Source organism: Massilia sp. 01N410 (genome assembly GCF_056399665.1).
In genome coordinates this window covers 1-479 of the sequence record NZ_JBFTRV010000069.1, presented here as the reverse complement: position 1 = coordinate 479, position 479 = coordinate 1, and the positions used below count along the sequence as shown (strand labels likewise).

Here is a 479-nt window from a genome sequence, read left to right as displayed (position 1 = left end):
AATCGGTGGCGCCAGCGGAAGCTGGTCGTGCGATCCACGCCGACCACGCGCGCGGCGTCGCGGACCGTGCGCGACTCGAGCACGCATTGCAGGTAAGACAGCCAGCATGCCTTCTTGCGCAGGCGCGCGAGCGGCGTGCCCGTCAACGCGTTATGGCTGCGCCGGCAGCCGAGACATCGAAAACGCTGCAGGCCGCTCGCCTGGCCGCAGCGGTGTTTGCGGAGACAGCCACAATGCGGACACGGCCGTCCGGCGGCGGCTTGTTCGATCAGAGCGATGCACGCACCAGGGTGCGCGATGCTCGCGATCCATTCCCGCAGCCGAGCCACGTCCGGGGTAGCCAGGCTTGCCGCCGTTAACAAGCCGAACAGTTGATCGAAGGTCGGGCCCGGCATCGTCACTCCACATGAGTTAACTCGACAATGCGTATGACCTGCGCAACCCGTTTCAGTTCACATAATTAACGCGCACACGCACAC

General features: G+C 64.9%; 1 protein-coding gene. It reads right to left on the bottom strand.

Features of this window, described 5'->3' with window-relative positions; genetic code table 11:
• Window positions 1-395 (bottom strand): transposase (locus AC1DOP_RS27275; RefSeq protein ID WP_477254415.1); only part of this gene is annotated, 395 nt, incomplete at its 3' end.
• Window positions 396-479 lie beyond the last annotated feature (84 nt).